This is a genomic window from Tomitella biformata AHU 1821 (assembly GCF_000524475.1).
GTDB lineage: Bacteria > Actinomycetota > Actinomycetes > Mycobacteriales > Mycobacteriaceae > Tomitella > Tomitella biformata.
Genome location: NZ_BAVQ01000070.1, coordinates 245,617 through 263,915, shown reverse-complemented (window position 1 = coordinate 263,915; position 18,299 = coordinate 245,617). Strand labels below are relative to the sequence as shown.

The following is an 18,299-nucleotide window of genomic DNA, read 5'->3' as shown; positions in this document are numbered from 1 at the left end:
CCTTCCGGTGAGTCGCGGGCGCTGTAGCGCTCGTGAACCACTAGAAGGCTCGCGGGTACGAGTCGGTGGAGAATCAGAAGTTGATCATGTGCCCGGCGAGGCCGTGGATGGCCTCCTGCAGGGCCTCGCTCAGCGTGGGGTGCGTGTGCACGTTGCGCGCGAGCTCGTGCACGGTGAGGTCCCACCGCTGCGCGAGCGTGAGCTCCGGCAGCAGCTCGGAGACGTCCGGGCCGATGAGGTGCCCGCCGATGAGCTCGCCGTGGCGCTCGTCCGCGATGAGCTTGACGAACCCTGTCGTGTCGCCGAGACCGTGCGCCTTGCCGTTCGCCATGAACGGGAACGTCGCGACCTTGACCTGGTAGCCCTCGGCCTTGGCCTGCTCCTCCGTGAGGCCGAAGCTGGCCACCTGGGGGCTGCAGAACGTGGCGCGCGGCATCATGCGGTAATCGCCCAGGGTCTGGGTCTCCGCGCCGCCGATGGTCTCGGCGGCGACAACGGCCATCGCCTCGGCCACGTGCGCCAACATCAGCTTGGCGGTGACGTCGCCGATGGCGTAAACGCCGGGGACGTTGGTGCGCATGTGGTCATCGACGTCGATGGCGCCGCGATCCGTCAGCGCGACGCCCGTGTTCTCCAGGCCAAAGCCCGAGACGTTCGGCGCGAAGCCCACGGACTGCAGGACCTTGTCGACCACCAAGGTGTCGACCACCCCGGTCTTGTTGTCCTTGATGGTGACGCTGACCTGGCCGCCCTCGTCATCGATGGTCTGGACGGCGGCGCCGGTCTTGATGGTGACGCCGAGCTTCTTATAGGCCTTGGCGATCTCCTTGGAGACGGCCTCGTCCTCGTTGGGCAGCGCCCGGTCGAGGTACTCGACGATGGTGACGTTCACGCCGTAGTTCTTGAAGATGTACCCGAACTCCATGCCGATGGCGCCGGCGCCGACGATGAGCAGCGAGCTCGGCAGGTCGCGGGTCATGATCTGCTCTTCGTACGTGACGACGTTCTCGCTGAGCTCGGTGCCCGGCAGCAGACGCGTGGTCGAGCCGGTCGCGATGATCACGTTGTCGGCGGTGACCGTGTCCGCGCCGCCGTCCGAGAGCGCCACGTCAATGGTCTTGGCGTCGCGGAACGTGCCGCGGCCCTCGTACTTCGTGATCTTGTTCTTCTTCATCAGGAAGTGGATGCCCTTGACGCGGCCATCCGCGACCGTGCGGCTGCGATCGAACGCGGCTCCGAAGTCGAAGCTCACATCCCCGCTGATACCGAAGGTCTTGGCTTCCTTGTTGAACAGATGCGCCAGCTCCGCGTTGCGCAGCAGGGCCTTCGAGGGGATACAGCCAACGTTGAGGCAGACACCTCCCCAGTACTTCTCTTCGATGATGGCGGTGCTCAGCCCGAGTTGTGCCGCGCGAATCGCAGCGACATATCCTCCGGGGCCAGCTCCGAGAACGACGACGTCATAGTGTGCAGCCACGTCGCATAGCCTAGCCGCCCCCGCCACGGCTGTCCGACCCCCACCCCAGCTACTCACGAGTAAGGTTTTCCGGCCCAGGTAAACACGCGCCAAACACTCTCAGAACACACCAAGAACATTGCGAAAACTATCGCCTCACCAGGCCTTTTCCGATTGCACCCCGCCGAGGAATCTGCGATCTTTAACGAGTCGGATCACTTCGGCTTTCAAGTAACCCTGTGCCGCAACCCGGTACATCACTGACTTTCTAGGAGTTGCAATGTTCGGTTCGTCCCCCGAAGAGCTCAGCTTGGCCACCGGCGTCGCCGCAGTGATCGCCGGCGTCGCCGGCTCGATCGGCTTCGCCGTCGCGATCGAGAAGCTCCCCGGACTGCTTGACAAGGCCGGATTCGGTTCCACCGGAATGTAATTCGCACTGCTGAAGACCCTGGCATCCCCCGTGGATGCCAGGGTCTTTTTCTGCGTCCATGCCTCCCGTCGCCGGGCCTCCGGCCCGGGGGCGCCCCCTCCATCGCTCCGCCGGCCGGAAAATGCTCGGAATTCAATGCATCCCGCTGAGCGGGACCAGAGCAATCGGTACGCCCGTACAACTCACTAGTTTGTGGTGAGCCGGATCACCCCGGACTCACACACCTACGCGCGCCACATGAGCCGGGCCTCCGGCAGTCATGGCGCACAACTATTGAAGGAGTTCCCCATGGAGGGTTCACTCACCGCAGGCTCGATCGACTTCATCACGGGCGGGTTGGACGCCGGATACAAGGGCGGCTCCATCGCCGTCGCCGGCGCAGCGGCTGGCATCATCGGCGGCATCGCCGGCGCGATCGGCCTTGGCCTCGTCATCGACGGCATGCTGAACCCGCGCTAGTCGCGCACTTCGGCCGATATTCGGCCACCCCCCAGACTTTTTCAGCGTCGGCACAACGGCCGATTGCTCATCTGCGCCTCGTAGGGGCGCAATCCGAATAGGAGCTTTGATCATGGATGCAGCACAGTTGAAAGCCATCACGTCCATCCTCGGCCCGGCCGCCGCAGTCGTTGGCGGCCTCGCGGCCGGCATGGGACTTCTCTTCCTTCTCGACCAGGGCAACGGCTCCCTCAACGCGAGCTTCCTCGAGAGCGGATCCGCGAGCAACGCGTAAACCCCTCGAGCCAGAGAACCTCCCCACCCTGCTGCCCCTAGGGTGCAGCCGGGGAGACATCGTTCGAAACCAAAAGGTTCCCCGTAGGTCGTTTCCTACAGGGAACCTTTTGCATCTACAACGCAGGGCCATGAGCTGCCCAGCCCCTCACTAGCCTCACCTCGGCCCGTCGAATCCAGCACGGATTCCACGGGCCCACAGTCGTTTTCGCGCCGACAACTATTGAGCGAGGCCTCACCGTCTGGGCAGACCCGTGCCCGTCCGCACTCCCCCTGCTCTCTCCCCATATTGGTGGAGTTCCCACCGCCGTTGAACCAACCTCGGGGCTCCGCGGGAGATGCCGCCGACGGTGCCACAAATGCGACGACTGCGGTGGTGACGGACATCGCCGTCACCACCGCAGTCGTTATTGGCACCACCATGAGTCTCAGTGCCTTATTCAGTTCTGTCCGGCCCCTAGAGACCCGGGTGCGGAGTTAGTCCGTCGCGTACAGCGGGGCCGAGAGCATCGGCCACGACTGCGACAGATCGTCCTGCCAGTAGCCCCACGAGTGCGAGCCGCCCACGGGGAAGTCGTAGTGGATGTTGGTCATCCCCAGCGAGTCCGTCTTGAGCTGCAGCATGTGGGTGCAGGCGCTGGTGATGGCCTCGATGCCGCCGCCGACGATGATCTGGTTGGCGAGTACTGCCGTGTCTTCCTTGACCCGCCAGTTGCCCAGGTTGTCGTGCTCGCCGGGCAGGCCGCTGCCGGTGGAGATGAACATCGGGACGCGGGGAAGCTTGTCCGCGTTCACGTACGGGTCATGCTCAACCCACTGCGGTCCGCCGACGGGTCCCCACATGTTTGTGGGATCCGCGCCGCCCACAGTCGTGACGAGCTGGACGCCCTTGCTGCCGAGCGGGTCGCTGGTCATAGCGCAACCGCTGTACGCGCCGATGCTGCTGTAGAGCGTGGGGGCCTGGATCGCCAGGTCCAGCACTGAGCTGCCGGCCATGGAGATGCCCGCCAGGCTCTGCTTGCCATTGACGTTGTACTTGGCGTCGATGGCCTTCGGCAGCTCCTCTGTGAGGAAGGTCTGCCACTTGTTGACGCCGTTGTTGCCGAGGTTCTTCGCGAGCCCCGGGTCTGGCTCGTTCCAGTCGGTGTAGTAGCTGAACGCGCCCTCGAGCGGCGTCACCACAAACACCTGCTTGTCCTTGAAGAAGTCCGTCGCGTCCGTCTGGGCCGACCAGGTCGCAGAGTCCTCGCCGCCGCCTGCGCCGTTCAGCAGGTAGAACACGGGGGACTCGATGTCCTGGTTCTTGGGGACCAGGACCTGGATTGGGATGTCCCGATCCATAGACGGCGAGTGGACCTTAAAATTGTCGGTCTGCGCCGGGTTCGAGGTAGGGCCGGCCGAGGCCACACCCGCACCAGCGAGCGCGGGCAGCACGCCGACGATCAGGGCCGCGGCCGCGCACTGCACTGCGGCGCGGGTCGCGCGACGCGAATTTCTCAGGATCATCTATTCCAGTCCTCTAAGTCATCTTGGCACTTGAGCAGGCGGTCAACGGCATACGACGATGCCTTCATAACCACATCGCATGCTATCTCATCACTGTTACCGCAATCACCCTGATCGAATTGCAGAACTGGCCTGCTTCTCATCCCCACACCGCGAGACCACCCCGCAGCGCACCTAGCACCCGCCCCGCCTGTCGGCATAGATGAACGGACCCCATTCTCATCGAACCCCAGCCACAAGTGCTAGGAACCGCTCTAGCTACCAGCGATCGCGATCAGGTTTGAGAATAGACCGATACAGAATGTCCCGCAATAGCCGCAGCTGACCGAATTCCCCACAGGTCAGGACATCATCCGCCCCAGTTTGCGACCATCTCAATTTCGACGACGCCTCTCGCCCGGGATTGGCATCGTCCGCGGCGCCAGTGAAATGGTCCCGCAGCGCCAACGGCAGTCTGCATCAGATCGTTTGCATCACCCGCCCTGGCTCACCGCCCCTGCGCGAGTAACAGCGGTACCGCACAGAGACCCCCGTCCTGCCGATCCTGAATACCCCGCATACGAGCCGGCTACCGAGCCGATCATGGTTTTCTCCGCGGCGCCACAACATCAGGCGCATCAGGACCCGGAACAGATCCTCCAGAGTGCCCATAATTGATCCGCCCCACGCCTGCCAAACAACGTGGCGGACAAGCCTGTTCAGTCATGCATACGCCTCGATTCCCGGCACGCCCCCCACCGTCGAACTGGCCACGCACCCGACAATCACGGAAACTCTATGCTGCTTCCGCCGAGCGAATATCGGAGCGTCGCCCCCGATTCAGGAAGGCGTCATTTCCATCGCAGCGGTCGGCTGCCAGAAGCGCCGGAAACGCAGAATGGCCCCAACCCTCGCTTTTGCGAGGCCCGGGGCCATTCTGAAAGAACGGAGGACTAGCCGGCCGGGGTCGTCTCCGACGAGAGGCCACTAAGGCTGGCGAGCGCGCCCATGATCTTTTCGAAATCAGGCAAGCCCGTCGTCTCATCGAGCGAACCCAGAGTGCCGAGCAGTTCCATGACGGATTCCATATTCATTCCTTTGGTCTCGCCGCGCGGGAGCTGGAGTCTGCCGTGGCCCACCAGAACCGGCGTGCCACCGCAGGATGCGCGGTCGCTAGAGAATCTACGTGTCCTAGATCACAAATGGCAACCTCTACAGCGCCCCGGAAGTGAACCGCAACCAACGAGGTGCCCCCAATATGCCGTGTGGATCTTCCGCAAAATGCACCCCTGCCAGCGGCTTCCCCCCGCTTTCCACAAACGAGAACGCCGCGGCAAACCTGGACATGTGACCTATGACACAGTACGGATCTGGGCGGCGATCAAGTGAACCTGCGGTCCGCAGAAGTCGGGTGGTCCAGGCGGCGGGCGGGATGCCAATCCGGCCCGAGCGCCCCCGCCGACGACAGCCGAGGTCGGCGTAGCCAAGGCGGTCACAGTGGTCAAGGCCTTGCCAGGACCACACCCGCACTGGGATGCCTCCCCTGGTGATGGCCATGCCGATCACGACGCGTGTCAGATCGGCGCGGTGGTCTTTGGGTTTCCTGGGGATGTGGAACGCAGGGTCCGGTGCAGACATACAAAAGGGCGGGACCGCCAGAAGGTGATCCCGCCCTTTTGCAAGCCAGAAGGCTAAGGACTAGGCAAAGAGGGCCGAGCCGGTGCCGAGGAGCTTCTCGATGGAACCGAAACCCTCGTCGCCGAGGAGCTTCTCGATGGAGCCAGAGCCCTCGGTGCCGAGGAGTTCAACGGAGCCGAAACCTGCGGGAATGAGATCCAGGATGGAAGCGAACATGTGGTCCTCCTATAGTTCGTCACCACGCGGGGATTGACTAGGGACGCAAGGAATTTCGTTTCGCAGCCCGGCTAGTCGGTGCGCCGTGATCGAGACCAACATTGGCGCCGCTTTGAAGTAGTTGCAAGACGGACGTTCATCCATGCCCAATTCCTGCCACCACCCCCGCCTCGGGCCGAACACGCGGCCAACCAGTGCTCACATGCGGTGGCCTGGAGTTTGTAACGCTGCCCACAATCGAGCGAACCGCGCCCTACTCCACCGATTGTGATCTGGTGCACATTTTGGCAACAGTCCCATTTTCTACACATGGGAGACTGTTCGCATGACCGAGAACATCGATAGTCACCTGTGGCTCGAGGACGTGACGGGCAACGCGGCTCTGGACTGGGTGCGTGCCCGGAGCGAGACCACCCGCGAGAGGTGGGCCGCTTCTGAGGATTTCGCTGAGCTTGAGTCCAAAATCCTGGGTATCCTCGACACCGACGCCCGCATCGCCTACCCGCGGCGGCGGGGCGCGCACCTCTACAACTTCTGGCGCGACGCGACGCATGTGCGCGGGCTGTGGCGGCGGACCACTCTGGAGTCCTATCGCACCGACGCCCCGGAGTGGGAGGTGCTGATCGACCTCGACGCGCTCGCCGAGGCCGAGGGCGAGAACTGGGTGTGGTCCGGCGGCGCGGTGCTGCGGGTGATCGACGACGGAGCACCGATCTTCCCCCGCGCGCTGGTCTCGCTCTCGCGCGGTGGCGCGGACGCCGTCGTGGTGCGGGAGTTCGACATGGACGCGAAGACCTTCCTCTCCCCCGAGGCCGGCGGCTTCTCGATCCCCGAGGCCAAGTCCCAGGTCAGCTGGATCGATATCGACACCATCTATGTGGGCAGCGACTTCGGGCCGGGCTCGCTCACCGAGTCCGGCTACCCGCGGCAGGCCAAGCGGTGGCGGCGCGGGCAGGCCCTCACCGATGCCCAACTGGTTTATGAGGGCGTCGCGGCGGATGTCGCGGTCAGTGTCACCTTCGACAACACCCCTGGCTTTGAGCGCCATGTGGTAGACCGCGCCGTCGACTTCTTCACCTCTCGCCGCTTCCTACTCGACGCGCAGGACCAGCCCGAGGAACTCGACGTTCCCGGCGACGCGCAGGTCTCGCTGTTCCGGGAGCAGCTCCTGGTGTTCACCCGCTCCCCCTGGTCCGTCGGCGGTGCGGAGCACCCCAGCGGAACCCTGCTCAGTGTGGGACTCGACGAGTACCTGGGCGGCGCCCGCGATCTCGAGGTGGTGTTCGCCCCGGACGCGCATCGCAGCCTGGAGGACTACTCGTTCACGGACAACCACCTGGTGCTCACCGTCCTCGACGATGTCCGCACAGAACTGCTGGTGGCCGAGCCGGGCTCGTGGGCCACCCGCCCGCTGGCCGGACTGCCCGACAACAGCACCATCTCCGTCATCGGCACGGACGCCGATTTCTCGGATGAGGTGTTCCTCAATGCCAGCGGCTTCCTCCAACCGTCGACGCTGCTACACGGGGACACCACCGCCTCTGGGGTGGCACCGCTGAAGCAGGCACCAGCGTTCTTCGACGCGGACGGCCTCACGGTGGACCAGTTCTTCGCCACCTCGGACGACGGCACCGCGGTGCCGTATTTCGTCGTGCACCGGTCCGTGCCCCACGGCGCGGCCACTACCCCCGGCCCCACCCTTCTCTATGGCTACGGCGGATTCGAGAACTCGATGACCCCGGCCTACTCCGGAATCCTGGGCGAGGCCTGGCTTTCCCGGGGCGGCACCTATGTCCTGGCGAACATCCGCGGCGGCGGCGAGTACGGGCCGGAGTGGCACACCCAAGCGGTGAAGGCCGGCCGGCACAAGGTGCACGAGGATTTCGCCGCTGTCGCGCGGGACCTCGTGGACCGCGGGATCACCACGGCGTCGCAGCTCGGCGCGCAGGGCGGCAGCAACGGCGGGCTGCTCATGGGCATCATGCTCACCAAGTACCCGGAGCTGTTCGGCGCGTTGGTGTGCCAGGTCCCGCTACTGGACATGCGGCGCTACCATCTGCTGCTCGCCGGCGCGTCCTGGGTGGCGGAGTACGGCGACCCGGACGACTCCGCGGAGTGGGCGTTTATCTCCGAGTACTCGCCGTACCAAAACGTCCAGGCGGACGGCGTCTACCCGCCGACGCTGATCACCACCTCGACGCGGGATGACCGGGTGCACCCCGGCCATGCGCGGAAGATGGCGGCGCTCCTTGAGGAGCTCGGCCACCCCGTCACGTATTACGAGAACATCGAGGGCGGCCACGGCGGTGCCGCCGACAACGCCCAGCAGGCGTTCAAGTCTGCGCTGGCCTATCAGTTCTTGTGGGGCCAGCTCGGCGGCTGACCTGGCCGGGCCGGAGGGCCTGGCCTGCACAGCATTCAGGGCGGCGCACATATGTGCGCCGCCCTGAATTCGTCCTACGTCAAACGGTGCTGATTAAGCGCCGCTCCCCTGAGTTAGGAGAGGCCCTGCTGGCCGGACGGCACCAATCAGCGCTTGGACGCAGTGCGTGCCATGCGCCGCGACCTTGAGACCGTCAACACGAGCCACCGCTGCCAAGGCGCCAGCGGGCTGACCCCGCAGAGGACTCGGGGCCCACGCGCATCATCAGCATGGGCCCCGAGGACGTGCGGCGGACTACGCGGCTGCGGCAGACCCGCTGGTGATCTGCGCAATCAGGCCAAACAGGGTCGTTCCGAGCTCGGCTGCGCTGCCCACGCCGGGGCCGACGAACTCGCCGATCGAACCACCCAGGTCTGCTATAGAACCCTTAAACATCGCGTTCCCCTAAAATCGAAAGTTGTCGGCCAGGCTCATGCCGGCCGCGAAATGATTGGACGGACGAGGCTAAGCCCCAGCGGAGCCGGTGAATCCGGCCAGCACATCGTCGAGCGAGCCGGCGATGTTCCCGAGGCTGCCGTCGCCGTTTCCGAGAACATCCAAGATCGGCATGATCGCCGCTTCAAGAATACCGTCGAGTGAACCCATATCGTCTCCTTGCGTTGAATTTTCCATTGCACGCCAGTACATACGAGTTACCGAGATGCATCACATGTGCGGCCAATGGGTGAATTTGCCTAACTAGTCACCGGACATTTTGATTGACCGGTGCAATCATGCTGTGGAGCCCACTCCGCAGTTACAGGCCGGCACCAATGTCGAAGATCCTGCCCAGCAAATCGAGCATGTTCACCGACAGGTCCAAGGCACTGCCTGTACCGGGGGCGATCAACTCAGCCACCGAGAGGCCCAAGTCTGCTACAGATCCCTCTAACATCGCATTCTCCCTAAGTTTTCCGTTTGGCTGCCCAGCATTTGGGCCATCACCAGAATTGCACTACCAGCGGAGAAAATTACCCGATCACGCCGGTCATGCTGCCCAGAACGCCGTCCAGCGAGCCGCCGAACTTGTCGCCCAATCCATCCCCGGCAATGAGCATAAGGAACAGCGGCTCGATGATTTGCGGGAGGAGCGTGCCTTGTGAACCCATACGGTTCTCCTTGCATATAACGGTGGTGTGCCCACGCCACACAGCCTGAGGCAGATTGACCTCAGAAATCGCGACGTGGTCTCTTGTCCAGTTAAACGTAGTTTAACTAACGAAGGATCACAAGGAAATTGGTCCTTTTGGTCCAAAATTGCTGCGATTCCCCAGGCGCCAGCCACTGCGGCCTCTCAGAAGGTGCATGTCCGGCAGGCCACAATCCATCAGGTTTAGCCCTCGGTGCCTCCGCATGGTGTCCGCCAAGCGCTGCGCGGCCGGGGGCGTCCAACACCGCTGGCGGTGCCCATGGGCGCGACGGGCGGGCAAGGTCCGGACACAGCACGAGGGCCGGCGCACCATTTCTGGTGCACCGGCCCTCGGCCGAGTCAAACTATGAGAGGCGGACTTAGAAGTCCATGCCGCCCATGCCGCCGGTCGGGTCGCCCATGGGCGCCCCGGCCTTCTCCGGCTTGTCGGCCACAACGGCCTCGGTGGTGAGGAACAGGCCCGCAATGGACGCCGCGTTCTGCAGCGCCGAGCGGGTGACCTTCACCGGGTCGTTGATGCCTGCGGCAAGCAGGTCCTCGTACACGTTGGTCGCGGCGTTCAGGCCGTGGCCAGCGGGCAGGTTCAGGACCTTGTCCGCAACAACGCCGGGCTCGAGGCCCGCGTTGAAGGCGATCTGCTTGAGAGGAGCGGAGAGCGCGACGCGAACAATGTTCGCGCCGGTGGCCTCGTCACCCTCGAGCACCAGGGAGTCCAGTGCCGGGCCGGACTGCAGCAGGGCGACGCCGCCGCCGGCGACGATGCCCTCCTCGACAGCAGCCTTGGCGTTGCGGACGGCATCCTCAATACGGTGCTTGCGCTCCTTGAGCTCAACCTCCGTCGCGGCGCCGGCCTTGATGACGGCAACGCCGCCGGCCAGCTTCGCGAGACGCTCCTGCAGCTTCTCCCGATCGTAATCGGAGTCGCTGTTCTCGATCTCCGCGCGGATCTGGCTCACACGGCCCGCGATGGCGTCGGCCTCGCCGGCGCCCTCGACGATCGTGGTCTCGTCCTTGGTGATGACGACCTTGCGCGCCTGGCCCAGGAGCTCGAGGCCCGCGGTCTCCAGGGAGAGGCCGACCTCTTCGCTGACGACCTGGCCACCGGTGAGGATGGCGATGTCCTGCAGCATGGCCTTGCGGCGGTCACCGAAGCCCGGCGCCTTGACGGCGACGGACTTGAAGGTGCCCTTGAGCTTGTTCACGACGAGCGTGGAGAGCGCCTCGCCCTCGACGTCCTCGGCGATGATCACGAGGGGCTTGCCGGACTGGATAACCTTCTCCAGCAGCGGCAGCAGGTCCTTGACGGTCGAGATCTTGGAGCTGACCAGCAGGATGTAGGGATCCTCCAGGACGGCTTCCTGACGCTCGGCGTCCGTGACGAAGTAGCCCGAGATGTAGCCCTTGTCGAAGCGCATGCCCTCGGTGAGCTCGAGCTGCAGGCCGAAGGTCTGCGACTCCTCGACCGTGATGACGCCTTCCTTGCCGACCTTGTCCATGGCCTCGGCGATGAGGTCGCCAATGGCCGGGTCGCCGGCGGAGATGCCAGCGGTCGCGGCGATCTGCTCCTTGGTGTCAATCTCGGTTGCCGAGGCGAGCAGCGCGTCGGTGATGGCCTTGGTGGCCTTCTCCATGCCGCGCTTGAGGCCCAGCGGGTTTGCGCCGGCCGCGACGTTGCGCAGGCCCTCGCGCACAAGCGCCTGGGCGAGCACGGTGGCGGTGGTGGTGCCGTCGCCCGCGACGTCGTCCGTCTTCTTGGCAACTTCCTTGACCAGCTCTGCGCCGATCTTCTCGTACGGGTCCTCCAGCTCGATCTCCTTGGCGATGGAAACGCCATCGTTGGTGATCGTGGGGGCACCCCACTTCTTTTCCAGCACGACGTTGCGGCCCTTCGGGCCGAGCGTCACCTTTACGGTGTCAGCGAGGATGTTGAGTCCTCGCTCAAGGCCGCGACGTGCCTCTTCGTCGAAAGCGATGATCTTTGCCATTGCGAAGTGATCCTCCGGATTGGGGGTGACACGGTGCTCGGCAGGGTGCGGTGCCCGCGACGGATGACCAGGGGTGTCGTAATCCCGGTCTCACCTTTCCCAACCTGGCACTCGCGTGTTGTGAGTGCCAGCCTCTTTTTTAGCACTCGCCACCCGAGAGTGCAAGGCGAGGCCTGCCGCCGCTACCCGGCCAGACGCGCCAGGAGCGCGGGCAGATCCGCGATGGAGTCGATAATGTGATCCGGCTGGTCAACCGACATCTCCAGGTGCACCTGCCGGAACTTGCCGGTGCGCACCAGGACGCCGATCAGCCCCGCACGCTGGGCGGCCAGCACATCGCTGTGCAGGTCGTCGCCCACCATCATCGTGCGGGCGGGGTCCGTGCCCAGCACGTCGGCGGCGGCCAGGAACGCCGTGAGCGACGGCTTCCCCACCGCGGTGATGCCGGCGCCGCCCGCCGCCTCGAGCCCCGGCAGATAGACGCCGGTGTCCACGCGCAGCCCGTCCCCGGTGGCCCACAGCAGCCCTCGATGCATCGCGACCACGGGAGTCCCCTCGAGCATCAGCTCCACGACCCGGCTCAACGCCTCCTGGCTGAACGCCTCGCCCGCGCCGCCGAGCACCACCACCTCGGGATCCTCCGCGTCGAGTTCGATGCCGGGCATATCCGGCGTCAGGTCCGCGTCGCTGTTGAGCACCCACACCCGCGCGCCGGGATACGTCGCCTGCAGATATTCGGCGGTGAGCACCGCCGCCGTGAGGACCTCGTCGGGGTCCACCTCCACACCCTCCGCCCGCAGCGCGGCCACGATGTCCGCGCGGGTGCGGGAGGTGGTGCTGGTCAGGAAGGCGCGCGGGCTGCCCGACGCCTCAATCGCCGCGAGCGCCTCCGCCACCCCGGGCAGCGGCCGCCAGGCCGTGGCGATAACGCCATCGATGTCGAGCAAGACCCCGTCGACCGGACCTTCACCACGCGCTGCACTCATGCGCCCAGACTATCCGCCGACCCCTGTTCTCCGGGGCGTTGCTCCGCTAACATCATGGATAACTGTGACTATCCGTGTCACATACCCGCACTTGTCAGGAGTCCCACGTGCCCAGCCAGACCACATCGCCCACCGAACTGCACGCCACCATCGAGATCGCCGCCCCCGCAGCGAAGGTCTGGGACATCGTCTCGGACCTCAAGCGCATGGGTGAGTGGAGCCCGCAGTGCAAGATGATGCGCGTCTCCGGCCCCGTCGGGCATGGCACCAAGACATTCAACCTCAACCGCCGCGGCCTGTTGTTCTGGCCAACGACGGCCAAGGTGGTGGCCTTCGAGCCGAACAAGCAGCTCGCGTTCCGTGTCAACGAGAACAAGACCGTGTGGTCCTATGAGCTCTCCGAGGCCGACGGCGTCACCACCGTCACCGAGAGCCGCCGCTCCCCCAACGGGACCACCAAGGTCTCCACCACCCTGGTCAACTACCTGATGGGCGGCACCGAGACCTTCGAGGCCGAGATGGTCGAGGGCATGAACCAGACCCTCGCCCGAATCAAGCGCGAGGCCGAGCAGAACTAGTCAGACCTGCTGGCTACGTCGGCTGGGCATCCACAGCGCCGCGAAGATGCCCAGCCCGATGACCCCGGCCCCCACCAGCAGCGCGGGCCGCAACGCGGTGTCATACCCGGCCGGGCTGATGACGCCGCCGTAGCCGAGGAATACTGCCGTGAGGACCGCGATACCGAGCGCGATGCCGACCTCGCGGAACGTGGAGTTCACCGAGCTGGCGGTCGCGTGGTCCGCGTCGGCCATGTCCACCAGGACCGCCGTCGCGCTGGGCGCGAACGTCAGCCCCATCCCCACACCCGCCATCACCAGGGCCGGGACCATGCCCAGGTAGGTCGCTCCAGGAGTGAGCAGCACGGCCAACCACACCAGCGAACCCGCCTGCAGCGTCAGGCCGGCGACCAGCAGCGCGCGCAGGCCCAGCCGCGGCGCGAGCAGCCCGGCGAGGGGCGCGACAATCATCGGCGCCGCCGTCCACGGCAGTGTCCGCACACCGGCCTCAAACGGCGAGTAGCCCATCACCACCTGCAGGTACTGCACCAGTAGGAACACGGCGCCGAAGATGCCGAGCGAGAACGTGACGCCGATAATGTTGGCCATGGTGAAGCTCTTCGAACGGAACAACCGCATCGGCATCACGGGGTTGGGGCTGCGCCGCTCCCACGCGATGAAACCCGCGAGGACCAGGGCCGACGCGATAAGTGTCCCGACGACACCCGCCGAGCCCCAGCCGTCGTCGTTGCCGTGCACGATGCCCCACACGCCGAGGAAGACGCCGATTCCGGCGAGCGCGACGCCGACGAGGTCCAGCCGCTGGCGCGCTCCGCGAGAGTCCTCAAGCGCGAGGTAGACCAGCGGGATCGCGATGACGGCCACCGGCACGTTCAGCCAGAAGATGGCCTGCCAGGACACCCCGTCGACCACCGCCCCGCCGATCACCGGGCCGAGGGCCACACCGAGGCCGGACACCCCGCCCCAGACACCGATGGCGAGGGCCCGCTTGGCGACGGGCACCGCGCCCGCGAGCAGGGCAAGCGAGAGCGGCATGATCGCGGCGGCACCGAGGCCCTGCACCGCGCGGGCCACGATCAACGTGCCCGGGCCAGAGGACAGGGCGGCCCCGATCGAGGCCGCGGTGAACACGGCGATGCCGATGACGAACATTCGCCGCCGGCCCCACCGGTCCCCCAGCCCCGCCGCGGCGAGCATGAAGGTGGCGAATGTGAGTGTGTAGGCGTTCATGAACCACTGCAGCTGGCCGACGGACGCGCCGAGGTCAGCCTGGATCACCGGCAGCGCGCTGGTCATGACGAGGTTGTCGAGAGTCGCCATGAACATCGGGACCGACGCGGCGAGCAGCGCGAGCCACACGGGCACCGCGCGTCGCACCCTCGGCTCCCGCACCGGGTCAAGCTGGGAGGTTGTCGTCATGATCGAGCCCCGAGTTCCATTGCCTATCCCACTCTAGGTATCGATCGATTACCTAATTCATCAAATTTAAGGTATCGACTGATACCCTGTCAAGATGTCGAGCACATCGAAATCCGCCCCGGCCACCCGTATGAGCGGGCCTGCGCGCCGCGAGCTGGTCCTCGAGGCCGCAGCCCGCGCGTTCGCCGTCGGCGGCTACGCGGGGACCAGCACCGCGGCCATCGCGAAGGAGGCCGGGGTCTCCCAGCCCTATGTGGTCCGCATGTTCGGCACCAAGGCAGAGCTGTTCTCCGAGGTGCTCGGGCGCTCCGTCCAGCACGTCCTCGAGGCCTTCGACACCGAGCTGACCGCCGTCGCCGCCGCCGGCATCGAGCCCTCGGACCCCGCCTACTGGGCACAACTCGGCGACGCCTACATCCCACTGCTGGATGATCGCGCACAGCTGCTCGTGTTCTTGCACGGCTTCGCCGCGGGCAGCGCGCCGGAGATCGGTGCGCAGGCCCGCTCCGCGATGGCCGAGATATACACGCTGATCCGCGACCGCAGCGGCTGCCTGCCGGAGCAGGCGCGGGACTTCATCGCCCGCGGCATGTTCATCCACATCCTGCTGGCTATCGACGCGCCCGCGCATGCCGACGAGCACCCCGGCCTGCGCGAGCTGACGGACATCTCCTGCGACGGGTACTGACCCGCCCGTATTACCGCCGGCCCGCTGGGCGAGACACGAGCCCGACGCCGGCCCCGCAAACCAATAGGTTCAGCCAGGTGACCGAGCCGATCCCGTTGACCCACCGAGAGACGCTGCGCATCATGCTCGGCCTGCTGTCTGCGCTGGGCACCGCCATGATCGGGGCGACGGTCATCGCCAACGCCCTGCCGGCCATCTTGCTGGACCTCGGCGGCTCCCCCACCGAGCTGACGTTGATCTTCGTCGCGAGCCTGACCGCCATGACCGTGACGATGCCCATCTGGGGCAAGCTCTCCGACCAGCTCGACAAAAAGCGCCTGATGCAGGTTGCGCTGGTGATCTTCGTCGTCGGCTCCATGCTCTGCGGCACCGCGTCCAGCGCGCCGTGGCTCATCGGGTTCCGGTTGATCCAGGGCGCCGGGATGGGCGGGGTGACGGTGCTGACGCAGACCATCCTCGCGTCGGTGATCCCCCCACGGATCCGCGGCCGCTACAACGGCTACTACGGCGCGGTCACCACCACGGCCACAGTGTCCGGCCCCCTGGTGGGCGGCCTGATCGTCGACGCCCCCGGGCTCGGCTGGCGCTGGGTGTTCTTCGTGTGCGTGCCGTTAGCCGTCGGCAGCCTCGTGCTGCTCCAGCGCTTCCTCAAAATCCAGCACGTGCCCGCCACAGTGCGCTTCGACTACGCCGGCGCGATGACCATCGCGGGCAGCATCGGGCTCCTCCTGACCTGGATCACCTTCGGCGGAGAGCTGTTCGCGTGGCGATCCTGGGCCTCTGCGGGCCTGGTGGGTTCGGCGCTGGCCCTGCTCGCGGCCACCGTCCTGGTGGAGCGCCGCGCCGCGGACCCGCTGATTCCGGTCGCCATCATCCGCGAGCGCACCACTGCGCTGGCGATCGTGGCGTCGATGGTCGTGGGCATGTCGGTGTTCGGCGCATCGGTGTTCCTGGCCCAGTACTTCCAATCGGCGCGGGGCATCAGCGCATCGCTCGCCGGGATCCTCGTGGCGCCGATGATGCTGGGCTCCCTGCTCGGCGCAGTGGCCTCCGGCCAGCTGATCACGCGCTTCGGCCGGTGGCGGCGCTTCCTGCTCGCCGGCGCGATCAGCCTCGTCAGCGGCCTCACCCTGGCCTCCACGATGTCCATCACGGGTTCCCTGTGGACGATCGTCATCGCCGAGGTGCTGATCGGGCTCGGCATGGGGCTCCTAATGCAGAACCTGGTCCTGGCCGTCCAGAACACCGTGGACCTGCCCGACGTGGGGACCGCCAGCGCCGCCGTCGCCTTCATGCGCAGCCTCGGCGGCACCATGGGCGTCGCGATCCTCGGCGCGCTGCTGGCCAGCAGACTCGGCACGCTGGAGGCGGCCGGCGTCCCCACCCCCGACGCGTACGCCCAGGCCACCGGCAGCACATTCCTCGCCGCGGCGGCGATCGCGGTCCTCGCCGTCCTCGCCGTCCTTGCGATCCGCGAGACCCCGCTGCGCACGACTATCCGCAAAACGCCCGCGCCGGACCCCCAACCTCTAGATAGCGCACAATAAGGCGCATGCGCTCAGTTGACGAGCACCGGCAGATTATCGCCGCCCTGCTCCCCCCCACCCCGACGATCACCCTGCCCCTCGCCCAGACACAGGGTCGACCGTTGGCCGTCGAGCTCGTCTCGCCACGGCCGCTGCCCGCCTTCGACAACTCCGCCATGGACGGCTACGCCGTGCGCGCCGCCGAGACCGCGGGCTCCAGCGCGGCCGCCCCCGTCGTGCTCCCCGTCCCCGAGGACATTCCCGCCGGCCGCGTCGACGGCCCCGCGCTCGCGCCCGGCACCGCACACCGGATCATGACCGGGGCCCCTCTGCCCGCGGGAGCCGACGCGATAGTGCAGGTGGAGCACACCGACGCAGGCGTCGACAGAGTCGCGATCACCACCGCCCCGGTGCTCGGCCGCCACATTCGCCGCGCCGGCGAGGACGTGCGGGCCGGCTCGGCGGTGCTGCCCGCGGGCACCACGCTCGGGCCCGCCCAACTGGGCCTGATCTCCGCGCTGGGCTTGCCCGAGATCGCGGTGGGCGCGCCGCTGCGAGTCCTGGTGCTCTCGACGGGCAGCGAGCTCGTCGAGCCGGGACAGCCCCTGGCGCACGGGCAGATCCACGAGTCCAACGGGCTGATGCTGGCCGCCGCGGTGCGGGCCGCCGGTGCCACCGCCGAGCAGCGCCACTTCGTCTCCGACGACCCCGACGAGTTCCTGGCGGCGCTGGATGGCGCCGCCGCGAATCACTTCGACCTGGTGATCACCTCCGGCGGGGTCAGCGCCGGGGCCTACGAGGTCGTCAAGGACACCCTGGCCAGCCGGGGCGTCGAGTTCACGAAGGTCGCCATGCAGCCCGGCATGCCGCAGGGCGCGGGCCGCTACCGGGGGACGCCGGTGGTGACGCTGCCCGGCAACCCTGTCAGCGCGATGGTCTCCTTCGAGGTCTTCCTGCGGCCCGCGCTGCGCGCCGCCATGGGCTACGCCTGCACCGAGCGGCCGCGGGTGCGCGTGCCCCTGGCCGAGGCGCTGACCTCCCCGGCCGGCAAACGCCAGTTCCGCCGCGGCGCGCTCGATCGCGCGTCGGGCTCGGTGGTCAGCCTCGGGCCGCCCGGCTCCCACCACCTGCGCTGGATGGCCGCGTCGGACTGCCTGCTGGAGCTGCCCGAGGACGTCACCGAGCTCCCCGCCGGCACCCTGGTCCTGGTGTGGGACCTGGAGAGCTAGGTGTACAACCCCGCGGTGCTGGACTGGGTGCTCATCGGCGCCTTCGCCGGCTGGGCCGCCAGCCGGCTGATGAAGTTCCAGCTGCGGGTGCGGATGATCACCGAGATGCTCATCTGCACCGCGGTGGGCGTCCTCGGCGCGGTGCTCGGGGGCACACTGCTGTGGCTGTTCGGCGCGAATATCACCCGGTTCGGCCTGCTCAACAATGTGCTGGTGGCCATCATCGGCGCCTGCATGCTGCTGTGGGCGCTCCGCAAGATCCTCGAACTGCGCGCCCACCCCGGCTCCCCCACGCGGCATTAGCCCGCGCACTTTCGCCCACGCGCGCCCACGCCTGCCACAATGGAGCGATGCGCCGC

The 18,299-nt window shown here is 66.6% G+C and carries 19 protein-coding genes; 9 read left to right on the top strand and 10 right to left on the bottom strand.

Features of this window, described 5'->3' with window-relative positions; translation table 11 throughout:
• Window positions 1-73: 73 nt before the first annotated feature.
• Window positions 74-1,477 carry a dihydrolipoyl dehydrogenase gene (gene lpdA / locus TBIF_RS16505; RefSeq protein WP_024795867.1) on the bottom strand — a complete coding sequence of 468 codons (1,404 nt, stop codon included), beginning with the start codon at window positions 1,475-1,477 and terminating at the stop codon, window positions 74-76.
• 259 nt (window positions 1,478-1,736) lie between these two features.
• Between lpdA and TBIF_RS25760 the strand changes: the two genes are divergently transcribed.
• The 3 genes from TBIF_RS25760 (at window position 1,737) to TBIF_RS25750 (ending at window position 2,619) form a co-directional block, all read left to right on the top strand.
• Complete coding sequence (locus tag TBIF_RS25760; RefSeq protein ID WP_158506361.1) at window positions 1,737-1,886, top strand: hypothetical protein; 150 nt, start codon at window positions 1,737-1,739, stop codon at window positions 1,884-1,886.
• Window positions 1,887-2,174: 288 nt separating this feature from the next.
• The gene (locus TBIF_RS25755; protein ID WP_158506360.1) at window positions 2,175-2,345 is read left to right on the top strand and encodes a hypothetical protein; all 171 of its coding nucleotides are present in this window, start codon (window positions 2,175-2,177) and stop codon (window positions 2,343-2,345) included.
• Window positions 2,346-2,457: 112 nt separating this feature from the next.
• Entirely contained in the window at window positions 2,458-2,619 is a 162-nt protein-coding gene (locus TBIF_RS25750) for a hypothetical protein (RefSeq protein ID WP_158506359.1), read from the top strand.
• 476 nt (window positions 2,620-3,095) lie between these two features.
• Here the strand turns inward: TBIF_RS25750 and TBIF_RS16485 are convergent, their stop codons facing one another.
• From TBIF_RS16485 to TBIF_RS25745, 3 genes are all read right to left on the bottom strand, one after another.
• A complete protein-coding gene (locus TBIF_RS16485; protein WP_038171547.1) occupies window positions 3,096-4,124 on the bottom strand; it encodes an alpha/beta hydrolase in 1,029 nt (342 codons plus the stop codon).
• A gap of 932 nt (window positions 4,125-5,056) precedes the next feature.
• Entirely contained in the window at window positions 5,057-5,191 is a 135-nt protein-coding gene (locus tag TBIF_RS26495) for a hypothetical protein (protein WP_268746917.1), read from the bottom strand.
• A gap of 610 nt (window positions 5,192-5,801) precedes the next feature.
• The gene (locus tag TBIF_RS25745) at window positions 5,802-5,957 is read right to left on the bottom strand and encodes a hypothetical protein (RefSeq protein WP_158506358.1); all 156 of its coding nucleotides are present in this window, start codon (window positions 5,955-5,957) and stop codon (window positions 5,802-5,804) included.
• 325 nt (window positions 5,958-6,282) lie between these two features.
• Here TBIF_RS25745 and TBIF_RS16470 point away from each other — a divergent pair, with 325 nt between their 5' ends.
• Window positions 6,283-8,340 (top strand): prolyl oligopeptidase family serine peptidase, encoded by a 2,058-nt coding sequence (locus tag TBIF_RS16470; RefSeq protein ID WP_024795865.1) that lies wholly within the window; start codon window positions 6,283-6,285, stop codon window positions 8,338-8,340.
• A 294-nt stretch (window positions 8,341-8,634) separates the two neighbouring features.
• On the opposite strand, the gene TBIF_RS25740 is transcribed toward TBIF_RS16470, so the two are convergent.
• The 5 genes from TBIF_RS25740 to TBIF_RS16440 form a co-directional block, all read right to left on the bottom strand.
• Entirely contained in the window at window positions 8,635-8,775 is a 141-nt protein-coding gene (locus tag TBIF_RS25740) for a hypothetical protein (RefSeq protein WP_158506357.1), read from the bottom strand.
• A 69-nt stretch (window positions 8,776-8,844) separates the two neighbouring features.
• Window positions 8,845-8,985 (bottom strand): hypothetical protein, encoded by a 141-nt coding sequence (locus TBIF_RS25735; RefSeq protein WP_158506356.1) that lies wholly within the window; start codon window positions 8,983-8,985, stop codon window positions 8,845-8,847.
• Window positions 8,986-9,350: 365 nt separating this feature from the next.
• Window positions 9,351-9,488 (bottom strand): hypothetical protein, encoded by a 138-nt coding sequence (locus TBIF_RS25730; RefSeq protein ID WP_158506355.1) that lies wholly within the window; start codon window positions 9,486-9,488, stop codon window positions 9,351-9,353.
• A gap of 400 nt (window positions 9,489-9,888) precedes the next feature.
• On the bottom strand, window positions 9,889-11,514 hold the full coding sequence (gene groL / locus TBIF_RS16445; RefSeq protein ID WP_024795864.1) for a chaperonin GroEL: 1,626 nt from the start codon (window positions 11,512-11,514) through the stop codon (window positions 9,889-9,891).
• 182 nt (window positions 11,515-11,696) lie between these two features.
• Window positions 11,697-12,500, bottom strand: coding sequence for an HAD-IIA family hydrolase (locus TBIF_RS16440; protein ID WP_024795863.1), 804 nt, complete (start codon window positions 12,498-12,500; stop codon window positions 11,697-11,699).
• 107 nt (window positions 12,501-12,607) lie between these two features.
• Between TBIF_RS16440 and TBIF_RS16435 the strand changes: the two genes are divergently transcribed.
• Window positions 12,608-13,078: an SRPBCC family protein gene (locus TBIF_RS16435; protein ID WP_024795862.1), complete on the top strand. Its 471-nt coding sequence runs from the start codon at window positions 12,608-12,610 to the stop codon at window positions 13,076-13,078.
• Here the strand turns inward: TBIF_RS16435 and TBIF_RS16430 are convergent, their stop codons facing one another.
• Window positions 13,079-14,497 (bottom strand): DHA2 family efflux MFS transporter permease subunit, encoded by a 1,419-nt coding sequence (locus TBIF_RS16430; RefSeq protein ID WP_024795861.1) that lies wholly within the window; start codon window positions 14,495-14,497, stop codon window positions 13,079-13,081.
• Window positions 14,498-14,591: 94 nt separating this feature from the next.
• Here TBIF_RS16430 and TBIF_RS23825 point away from each other — a divergent pair, with 94 nt between their 5' ends.
• The 4 genes from TBIF_RS23825 to TBIF_RS16410 all read left to right on the top strand — a co-directional run bounded on the left by TBIF_RS23825 (window position 14,592) and on the right by TBIF_RS16410 (window position 18,243).
• Window positions 14,592-15,185, top strand: a complete 594-nt coding sequence (locus TBIF_RS23825) for a TetR/AcrR family transcriptional regulator (protein ID WP_038171545.1) — start codon at window positions 14,592-14,594, stop codon at window positions 15,183-15,185.
• A 77-nt stretch (window positions 15,186-15,262) separates the two neighbouring features.
• A complete protein-coding gene (locus tag TBIF_RS16420; RefSeq protein ID WP_051461593.1) occupies window positions 15,263-16,732 on the top strand; it encodes an MFS transporter in 1,470 nt (489 codons plus the stop codon).
• A 5-nt stretch (window positions 16,733-16,737) separates the two neighbouring features.
• Window positions 16,738-17,940, top strand: a complete 1,203-nt coding sequence (gene moeA, locus TBIF_RS16415) for a molybdopterin molybdotransferase MoeA (RefSeq protein ID WP_024795859.1) — start codon at window positions 16,738-16,740, stop codon at window positions 17,938-17,940.
• On the top strand, window positions 17,941-18,243 hold the full coding sequence (locus tag TBIF_RS16410) for a GlsB/YeaQ/YmgE family stress response membrane protein (protein WP_024795858.1): 303 nt from the start codon (window positions 17,941-17,943) through the stop codon (window positions 18,241-18,243).
• Window positions 18,244-18,299: the final 56 nt, after the last annotated feature.